The sequence below is a fragment of the Arthrobacter sp. H41 genome (genome assembly GCF_000520535.1).
GTDB lineage: Bacteria > Actinomycetota > Actinomycetes > Actinomycetales > Micrococcaceae > Arthrobacter_D.
On record NZ_AZRZ01000421.1, the window covers coordinates 1 to 8,608 of the forward strand.

Sequence of the window (8,608 nt, forward strand, 5' to 3'; positions counted from 1 at the left end):
CGAATCAGGCGGCTTCAGGACCCACCTACACTCTCAATTACGATGAGCCCGTTATCCACGCGAGGCTCCGAAACGGGACGCTCTACAAGGAAAAAGCCCTTCCAGCAGCTTGACCAAAAGCATAGGGGCACCCCGGTGAAGACTTCATCGAGACGGTAGGCCTGGTGGGCTAGCGCATGGCCTTCGACAACAGCTGAGAACCTTGAAATGCAGGTCAAACAATTCCAGATGTCGCGCCGAGATTTGCTATGACTTATCACTTATCACTTAGCTCGAGCCAGACACACGCAGTTATGCGGCTAAGTGCATAGTCATACGGTCTCGACCGTCGCACTGCACCATCGGCATGCGGGTCGGATTACAGTCTGACCGAAACCGTCTCGAGCTGGACTGTTGGCGATACTCGACGGTCTTGATGGTTTGGGTTTCCGTATGACCTGCGAGAATTCCGGCATGGCAACATTGGCGGTACCCGAACTTGGCCGTGTGCGCACCGTGGCCGGATTCGTTCTGGCACTGACGCTTCCGCCGTTGCTGGAGTGGGGAATGTTCGCGGCGGGGAGTGACTTCCTTGCCGCCGATGTTCTCCTTCAGCTTGCCGGCGTGGTGGCTGTTGCACTGGTGGGCGGGTTATGGCCGGCGCTGCTGGGCGCGCTGTGGAGCAGCCTCATTCTCAACTACTACTCCACTCAGCCGTTCGGGTCCCTGGAGATCGCCGATCCCGAGAATCTGCTCACTCTCCTCATTTTCGTGGCCGTTGCGGTCGCCGTATCACTGGTGGTCGGACTCGCTGCCCGACGGTCCCGGGAGGCTGCCAACGCCTCCGCTGATGCCGCGACTCTTGGAGAGCTCGCTCGGGGAGTGCTCGCCGCGGAGGACACTCTGCAGGGTTTCCTCCACCATGTACGCACCCACTTCGGCATGGCCGGAGCAGCAATATACGCACCGAGTAATGACGAGAGCTCCGCCCGTCCTGTTGAGGCCAGTACCTCGACGTTGCTTGCCCTGGACGGCGAACAGGTAACATTCCCCGGTGGCGGCGGTCCGGCGACACCTCGCCCGTCCGGTGGCGGTGATGCCAGCACACGCCTCCCCGATGGCCTGGAATTGGTGCTGTACGGCCGCGCCCTGACAGGGCGGGAACAGCGGCTGCTGGTCGCTTTCGGCTCGCAGTTGGCAGCGCTACGGCAACGCCAGCAACTCCTGGCCAGCACCGAGGAGAATCGCCGCCTGGCCGAAGGAAATGTCATGCGGACCGCGATCCTCCGAGCAGTCTCCCATGACCTACGCACTCCTCTCGCGGCGATCAAACTTGCGGTCACCAGCCTCCGGCAGCAGGGCATCGACTTCACCCCCGCGGAAGAAGCCGAACTGCTCGGCACCATCGAAACCTCATCAGACCGGCTGGCATCACTGATCGATGATCTGCTCGACATGTCCCGGCTGACCGGCGACGCAGTCACCGCGCACCTGGGACCCGTGCATTGGACGGACGTAGTAGCCGCCGCCCTGCAGGGCACGCCCTCCAGGAACATGACGATTCTGTTGGCACCCAACACACCAACCGTGCAGGCCGACTTCGGAATGCTTGAACGCGTCATCGCCAACATCGCCGAGAACGCGCAGAAATACGCGGGTGATTCCGACGTCGAGATCACCACGTTGGTCGCCGGCACCGTCAACGACTTCCCAGCGAGTGAATTACGTATCCGTGACCACGGAGGCGGCGTCGACCGGGACGGCATCGTGCGCATGTTTCAACCATTCCAACGGTTAGATGACACAGGCGCTACGGGGGTGGGACTGGGACTGGCTGTCGCCCGAGGATTTACCGAAGTGATGGGCGGTGAACTGATCGCCGAACCCACCCCCGGCGGTGGACTGACCATCGTCGTCCGGCTCCCCCTCTCGACAGGCGTGAGGCAGTGATCACAGTCCTCATCGTCGAAGACGAACCGCAGCTCCTGCGCGCCCTCCAGATCAACCTGCGCACCCACGGTTACCATCCGGTGACAGCTAATGACGGCACATCCGCGCTCACAGCAGCAACCGAGTACCGCCCGGACCTGGTAGTCCTCGATCTCGGCCTTCCAGATATGGACGGCGTGCAGGTCATCACCACTCTTCGCACCTGGAGCCAGGTGCCGATCATCGTCCTATCCGCACGCCACGGCCCAGAAGACAAGGTCGAAGCCCTCGATGCCGGAGCTGATGACTACGTCACCAAACCCTTCGGCCTCGAGGAACTGCTAGCCCGCCTACGGGCCGCCGAACGACGCTCCGTCCCAGCACCAGAAACACCTGTCGTCACCACCAAAGATTTCCGCCTGGACGTCGCTGTCCGCAAAGCCGAGCGCGACGGAGAGCAGGTTCGCCTCACTCCCACAGAGTGGAAAATCATTGAACTGCTGGTGCGTAACCCTGGCCAACTCGTCGGACAGCAAAAACTTTTACTGGAAGTATGGGGCCCCGCGTATGCCCGCGAAGCTCAATACCTGCGGGTTTACCTGAATCAACTGCGGCGCAAACTCGAACCGGACCCGACCCGACCCCGCTACTTCATCACCGAAAGCGGCATGGGATACCGGTTCGAGCCCTAGCTACCCCCGCCGACTACACGACACTATTCAATCGATCGCGCGCCCGGCTGCAGGAAACCGGGCACTGAACCGATCGCGGAACGAGCGTGGCATTTCGCTTCCCTGTTCCCCCCTGAATTTGACCGTTAAGAATCCGTTAAGACCGGCCGGTTGGGTGCCTGGAACGCCATAGCGTGAGCCTTTAGAAGCCGTGATCGTCACGGGCGTCGAGTGGTGATGGAGTCTTCAGCCGTTGGCTGCTATCAAGGTGAAAAACCGGATCAAGCTCGAAGCGATCAGCCCGGTCCGGCTTGTACCGCTCGCGTTCCTGGCCGCGATACTTCTCGGCGCCGCTCTGCTGATGCTTCCCCTCTCAAGAACCCCCGGCAGCCAGGAAATCGTCATGCCGGCACTCTTCACCGCCGTATCAGCCGTCTGCGTCACCGGATTGATCACCGTGGATACCGCAACCTTCTGGACGCCGTTTGGCCAGACCGTGATCCTGGCCCTGATCCAGGTCGGCGGATTCGGCATCATGACCCTGGCAACCCTCCTGGCGCTGCTGGTGCGCAAAAGTCTGGGCCTACGCTCCCAACTCATCGCACAATCCGAAAGCCACACCCTCAACTTCGGCGACGTACGAGGCGTCCTGATCCGGGTCGCCAAGATCATGCTGGTCTTTGAAGCTGCCACAGCACTGGCTCTCACTGCACGGTTCCGGATCGCCTACGACGATGACCTCCCCACAGCCGCATGGCACGGCGCGCCTTCCACTCCATCTCTGCGTTCAACAACGCAGGATTCTCACTCTTCAGCGACAACCTCATCCCCTTCGTCACCGACCCCTGGATCATCCTCCCCATCTGTATCGCCGTCATCACAGGCGGCATCGGCTTCCCCGTCATCATCGAACTGCTGCGTGGCCGCACCTTCCATAAGGGCTGGAGCGTGCACGTACGCCTCACCATCTACGGCACCCTCCTCCTCCTGATCCTCGGCACCGGGCTCTTCGCCTGGTTCGAATGGGACCGAGCCGAAACCCTCGGCCCGCTCTCCACCGGGGGCCGGATCGTCGCATCAATCGCCGGCGGCGTCTTCCCCCGCACCGCCGGATTCAACAGCATCAACTACGGTGACGCAGCACCGGAAACACTGCTCATCACCAACATCCTCATGTTCATCGGAGGCGGCAGCGCAGGAACAGCCGGCGGCATCAAAATCACCACGTTCCTCGTCCTGGCCTTCGCGATCTGGAACGAAGTACGCGGCCGTGAACAAGTCACCATCGGACACCGTTCCATCAGCTCCTCAGTACAACGCCAAGCACTCTCCGTCGCACTACTAGGCATCGCAGCAGTAGTCCTCGGAACCCTCCTCCTGCTCGTCTCCACCGAGTACAGCCTGGACCAGGTACTGTTCGAATCAATATCAGCCTTCGCTACCGTCGGGCTCAGCACCGGCATCACCTACGAACTACCCGCCAGCGCCGAACTCGTCCTCATGGCACTAATGTTCATCGGCCGCATCGGCACCATCACCGTAGCCGCCGCCCTGGCCCTCACCTCCCGGCCCGTTCTCTACAAACTCCCCCAGGAACGACCCATCATCGGCTAACCCACCACTGGCTAGGAACTGCACCCTCACACACCGTTTTTCTTACAGTCCCTCCGGAACGGCCGGGAGGGGGTGAGGCGCACGCTGTGGCGGTATTGTTGCCGCGGTTGAATGGAGAAAGGTGGCGTGTGATGCCGTTGTGGTTGATGGCCCTGGTCTGGGGAACTGTTGGCGGGGCAGCCTTGGTGTTGGGCTGCGCCGTTTCGTGGAGATGGACGATTCCGTCGAAAATTGTCTCTTCGGTCATGGCCTTCGGCGCGGGTGTGTTGATCTCGGCCTTGGCGTTTGACCTCGTGGATGAAGCAGTTGAGGTGGGTGGTTTATGGCCCACGGCGACGGGTTTCCTGGGCGGCGCCTTGGTGTATGTGGGGGCAAACGCTTTGCTCGTCAGGGCGGGAGCTAAACATCGCAAGCGGTCTGGGAATCACCAGTTCTCCGAAGAGGAAAAGTCGGGCAGCGGGACGGCCATCGCCATCGGTGCGCTTCTTGACGGTGTTCCGGAATCGGTGGTTCTGGGTGTGGGAGTTGCCACGGTCGGCGCCGTGAACCCGGCGATGCTCGCCGCGGTCTTTATCTCAAATTTTCCTGAAGGACTTTCCAGCGCTGCCGGCATGAAGAAGGCGGGCCGGAGCGCGGGGTATGTCTTCGGGGTTTGGGGAGGCATCGCAATGCTTTCCGGAATCGCCTCCTTGATTGGCTTCGCAGCTTTGCAGGGGGCGCCGGCCGGATTGATTGCAGCTATCACCGGCGTTGCCGCCGGAGCGATTCTGGCGATGCTGGCGGACACGATGATCCCCGAAGCTTTCGAGGAACATCACCTCCTGACCGGCCTCATCGCCGCCATCGGGTTCCTCACGGCGTTCACCATCAGCGAGCTCGGAGGATAAACCCTCCACCTCGACGAGCCCCACTTCGGGCACTCCTCTTGAAGAGGTGCTGGCGATGTTGCCCGCAGTACCGGCTACAACCCATCGACGCCTTCCCCGGCGTGGCCACGGACGGTTCGGACTTCTGCGCAGCGATCGTCCACCGACTCACCGTTGGCGAAAACATCAAGGCAGACCCGTACAGAGCCCTACCGCCTCGCCCACACGAGAAATCAGCACATCAACTCCTGACAAGCGTGGGCAGGGAAGCAGGTTCACTTAGTCGATGTCTTCACCGGCGAGAGCTTTGGCTGCGAGGTGTTCTTCCTGGGCTGTTTCCCAGACTTCCTTTGCGGCGCTGACATTGACGACGATGATGACAAGCCCCAGAACGAGGTCAGGCCATCCCGACCTGCTCCAAACAGTGATGATTCCCATGGCGATGATGGCAATATTGACCAGGACATCATTACGGGCGGACAGGAACGCTGCCCGGGCCATGGAGCTGTTGTGGTGGCGGAACCGGGCCAGGACAAAAGAACACGCGAGGTTCACCACTACCGCCCCGCCAGCAGTAAGGAGCAGGGCCAACGGATCCGGCGGGGCCGGGTCGCCGAATTTCGTGAAGGCCTGCCACGCCGCGGCCAGGGCGGGAATCAGGATGATGAGCGCCATGGTTTTCCCCGCCAGAGCCTGCGCCCGCAGCGACCACCCCAAGGCCACGAAGATCAACAGATTGATGGCCGTGTCTTCAAGGAAATCGACACTGTCAGCAAACAAGGACACCGACCCGATCGACAGAGCGACCGTGACCTCGACGAAGAAGTAAGCAAAGTTAAGCCCTGCGACGATAAGAACCGCGACCTTGAGCCGCTGAGCAAGAGTACGGGAACGTCGTTCGGGCATCACACAGCCTTCACCTCGGCGGAACAGGAGACGGAGCGGCCTGAACCATGACCACAATCAATCCGTTGTTCTCCATCATCGCCTCCACGGGTCACAACCCGTCAAAGCGCAACATTCCGCCCTCGACCGGTCACACCCCATCGCGGGCGCTGCCGAGTCAGACCAGGGCAGGAGGCCGGATCGGATTCTCTGCCCATGATGGGCGATCAACAGTCATCCCCACCGTCACCACAGGCCGCCCGCCCAATTGCCGAGCCATAGACCTAATACGGCAGCGCTCAGAGCCAGAGCGAGCGTTCCCACCCCGGACAGGAGAGCAGCGACGAAATTCTTGGCCTGAATGAGCCGTACGGTTTCGAAACTCGCGGTGCTGAAGGTGGTATATCCGCCCAGAAAGCCGACGCCGACAATCAGATAGAGCGGGTGCAGATCGGGGTGGGAACCGGCAACACCGAGGAGTATCCCCAGCACAAAGGAGCCGGTGATGTTGATGGTCATTGTTCCCACCGGCACCGAAGTTTCCAGACGGGATCGCAAAATGCTGTCCAGGACGAACCGCACCACCGCACCGACCCCACCGGCGAGGGCGAGGGCCACCACCAGTCCCGCGCTCATACACCGCCCCGATCCTCGCCGCGCAGAACCTCATCAATTGCGCTCTCACGAGAACCGCCAGAGCTCCCCCCAGCAACCGGCGCGGCATCAAAGACGGTTTCAGCGTGGTGTTTGTGCTGGTGATAGGTAGCGGTGGCCAAGATGCCGGTGGCACTGCCGATCGCGCCGAGGAAAACGGTGGACATGACATAGATGACAGCTCGCACCATGTCCCCCGCGGACAGCAACATGATGGCTTCCACCGCGAAGGAACTGTAGGTAGTGAAGCCTCCAAGGAAGCCCGTCCCGAGCAGGAGACGAAGCATCCGCCGGCGTCCATGATCAGGCCCTTTCCTACTCAACGCCTCAAGGAGAACCCCGAGCAGAAACGCTCCACAGATGTTTGCCACCAGGGTTGCTACGGGGAACCCGGTGGGAGAGCCCATGACCTGGGAGAGCCCGTACCGGCAACCGGTACCAAGCGAGCCACCGAGGAAGACCACCACGATAAGCCCAACCCGCTGATGCGCGGCACGCGTTGCTACCTGCTCACCTCTGGACCGGGTGCCTGCAGTGCCTGCCCGGGAACCAGACGGTTCGACAGCATCAACATCACGATCTAAGGGAAGGCCGTCCCCATTAATCTGGTCGCCGGCCTGATGACGGTGGGAAGTGGGATCTGGTTGACCACTCGTGGGCATGAGCCACCTACCTTCTAAAGAAAGGTAGGAACCATCAGCCTCTCTGGCGGTTCGAGCAACGACGTGCTCTGGCGGGATCCATCACCGCAACCGATGCTACCTCCAGAGTCATTGCAAGCCAATCGAGAAGCACCGCGCCAGCGCAGGCCATCAAAGTGAAACGCTACCCAGCAGGTTCGGGTGGCATCCAACCACTCTCTCAATCCGAGCAAGTAAACACGACATCCAGTGAGGCCAGTAATGGCCGTCCGACCGGGGCCACTCCAACCTGTCACAGCCAGCAGCCGTCACTGAATCCTTAAAGGTCTTATCTGTTCTTCAGCGAGAAGCGATCCACCTGGCCTTCTACACCGGACTGACCTACAGCGAAGTCGCCGAGCACCTTGGCCTCCCCCTCCCCACAGCGAAAACACGCATCCGCGACGGGATCAAGCGGCTCAGTCTCAGCCTGCAAGTCACCTGACACTAGTAGACCAGGTCCGGGTGCGTCATAACCCGCAGCACCGAAGCCAAAACCGGAGGCATTGACAGGGAAGATTCCCGATTCAAGATCGGGGAAGCGCTTCTCTTGGTCCGTGTCGGCGCAGAGAAACTGCTGTGCATGTTCTTGTCTTCCGCGAGGTCAACCGTGATGATCCCGCCGGAATGCCCAGATTTCTCGCGTGAAGGATGCGGTTAAGGGTTGATTTCGTGTTGAGCGGCTTCGGCGAGTTCCCGCAAAGCCTGTCCGTCCTCTGCCGTGAAGTCGCGGGGTTCTTGGTTGATGATGCACAGGGTTCCGATGGTCCACCCGCCGGGGCCTTTGAGCGGGTAGCCGGCGTAGAAACGGATGTAGGGCTCCCCGGTGACCAGCGGATTCAAGGCGAACCTCGTATCGGTTCGGGCGTCGTTGACCACGAGCAGGCCCTGATTGCGGATCGTGATCTGGCAGAACGAGATGTTCCTCGGCAGGTCCTGGGTAAGGGTTCCGGCCACGGATTTGAGGAATTGCCGGTAATCATCGATCAGGGAGACCGTCGCGGTGCTGACCTGGAAACGTTCTCTCGCCAACCGGGTGATCCGGTCGAACCGCTCTTCAGCCGGGCTGTCCAGGAGCTGTGTCCGGGTGAGCGCGTTTAGTCGTTCCTTCTCGGCTTCCGCCGAGGTGAGCAGGAAAGCGCCCGCGGCTCCCAGTAAGCGACGGACCTCCTCGGGCGAGTACTGCGGTGTCCCGTCCTCACTGGACGGCACCCGCACAGTGGAGGAAGCGGCCTCAAGCAGGTCGTTGGCCGCAGCTGCGAGCAAATCACGCTCCAGTGCCGGCAGAACAAGTAAGCCGTTGAGGTAGGCATCGATCTCGAACTCTGCC

The 8,608-nt window shown here is 61.2% G+C and carries 10 protein-coding genes, 1 pseudogene and 1 riboswitch; of the genes and pseudogenes, 6 read left to right on the forward strand and 5 right to left on the reverse strand.

The features are described from left to right. Positions 1 to 453: 453 nt before the first annotated feature. Positions 454 to 1,929, forward strand: a complete 1,476-nt coding sequence (locus Y705_RS16240) for a sensor histidine kinase (RefSeq protein ID WP_253908421.1) — start codon at positions 454 to 456, stop codon at positions 1,927 to 1,929. After that, complete coding sequence (locus Y705_RS0100525) at positions 1,926 to 2,600, forward strand: response regulator (protein WP_026531457.1); 675 nt, start codon at positions 1,926 to 1,928, stop codon at positions 2,598 to 2,600. Before Y705_RS16240 ends, Y705_RS0100525 begins: the two co-directional genes overlap by 4 nt. Positions 2,601 to 2,825: 225 nt before the next feature. Here Y705_RS0100525 and Y705_RS23435 read toward each other — a convergent pair whose 3' ends face one another. After that, positions 2,826 to 3,116, reverse strand: a complete 291-nt coding sequence (locus Y705_RS23435; protein WP_343212701.1) for a hypothetical protein — start codon at positions 3,114 to 3,116, stop codon at positions 2,826 to 2,828. Here Y705_RS23435 and Y705_RS23440 point away from each other — a divergent pair. The 3 genes and pseudogenes from Y705_RS23440 to Y705_RS0100535 form a co-directional block, all read left to right on the forward strand. After that, positions 3,037 to 3,240 (forward strand): annotated as a pseudogene (locus Y705_RS23440) (TrkH family potassium uptake protein); the annotation flags it as partial. The gene Y705_RS23435 and the pseudogene Y705_RS23440 overlap by 80 nt on opposite strands. A 92-nt stretch (positions 3,241 to 3,332) precedes the next feature. Continuing rightward, the gene (locus Y705_RS23445) at positions 3,333 to 4,193 is read left to right on the forward strand and encodes a potassium transporter TrkG (RefSeq protein ID WP_343212700.1); all 861 of its coding nucleotides are present in this window, start codon (positions 3,333 to 3,335) and stop codon (positions 4,191 to 4,193) included. A 131-nt stretch (positions 4,194 to 4,324) separates the two neighbouring features. Continuing rightward, positions 4,325 to 5,080 carry a ZIP family metal transporter gene (locus Y705_RS0100535; protein ID WP_026531458.1) on the forward strand — a complete coding sequence of 252 codons (756 nt, stop codon included), beginning with the start codon at positions 4,325 to 4,327 and terminating at the stop codon, positions 5,078 to 5,080. Between the two features lie 258 nt (positions 5,081 to 5,338). Here the strand turns inward: Y705_RS0100535 and Y705_RS0100540 are convergent, their stop codons facing one another. The 3 genes from Y705_RS0100540 to Y705_RS23450 form a co-directional block, all read right to left on the reverse strand. Further along, positions 5,339 to 5,965, reverse strand: a complete 627-nt coding sequence (locus tag Y705_RS0100540) for a cation efflux transmembrane domain-containing protein (RefSeq protein WP_026531459.1) — start codon at positions 5,963 to 5,965, stop codon at positions 5,339 to 5,341. Positions 5,966 to 6,190: 225 nt separating this feature from the next. Then, the gene (gene crcB, locus Y705_RS0100545; protein WP_026531460.1) at positions 6,191 to 6,580 is read right to left on the reverse strand and encodes a fluoride efflux transporter CrcB; all 390 of its coding nucleotides are present in this window, start codon (positions 6,578 to 6,580) and stop codon (positions 6,191 to 6,193) included. Next, positions 6,577 to 7,260, reverse strand: a complete 684-nt coding sequence (locus tag Y705_RS23450; RefSeq protein WP_081737659.1) for a CrcB family protein — start codon at positions 7,258 to 7,260, stop codon at positions 6,577 to 6,579. The genes crcB and Y705_RS23450 overlap by 4 nt, the downstream gene beginning before the upstream one ends. A gap of 18 nt (positions 7,261 to 7,278) precedes the next feature. After that, positions 7,279 to 7,355, reverse strand: a riboswitch (Fluoride riboswitch). 173 nt (positions 7,356 to 7,528) lie between these two features. Between Y705_RS23450 and Y705_RS23345 the strand changes: the two genes are divergently transcribed. Beyond that, entirely contained in the window at positions 7,529 to 7,723 is a 195-nt protein-coding gene (locus Y705_RS23345) for a sigma factor-like helix-turn-helix DNA-binding protein (protein ID WP_081737662.1), read from the forward strand. A 212-nt stretch (positions 7,724 to 7,935) separates the two neighbouring features. Here the strand turns inward: Y705_RS23345 and Y705_RS16250 are convergent. Further along, the coding region (locus Y705_RS16250; RefSeq protein WP_081737660.1) for a GAF domain-containing protein at positions 7,936 to 8,608 on the reverse strand (673 nt) is incomplete at its 5' end.

Coding starts and splice junctions, on each gene's coding strand:
- Y705_RS0100540 (WP_026531459.1), bottom strand. CDS start 5,965: ATGCCCGAACGACGTTCCCGTACTCTTGCTCAGCGGCTCAAGGTCGCG.
- Y705_RS16240 (WP_253908421.1), top strand. CDS start 454: ATGGCAACATTGGCGGTACCCGAACTTGGCCGTGTGCGCACCGTGGCC.
- Y705_RS23445 (WP_343212700.1), top strand. CDS start 3,333: ATGGCACGGCGCGCCTTCCACTCCATCTCTGCGTTCAACAACGCAGGA.
- Y705_RS23450 (WP_081737659.1), bottom strand. CDS start 7,260: ATGCCCACGAGTGGTCAACCAGATCCCACTTCCCACCGTCATCAGGCC.
- Y705_RS0100535 (WP_026531458.1), top strand. CDS start 4,325: ATGCCGTTGTGGTTGATGGCCCTGGTCTGGGGAACTGTTGGCGGGGCA.
- Y705_RS23435 (WP_343212701.1), bottom strand. CDS start 3,116: ATGATGCCGAATCCGCCGACCTGGATCAGGGCCAGGATCACGGTCTGG.
- crcB (WP_026531460.1), bottom strand. CDS start 6,580: ATGAGCGCGGGACTGGTGGTGGCCCTCGCCCTCGCCGGTGGGGTCGGT.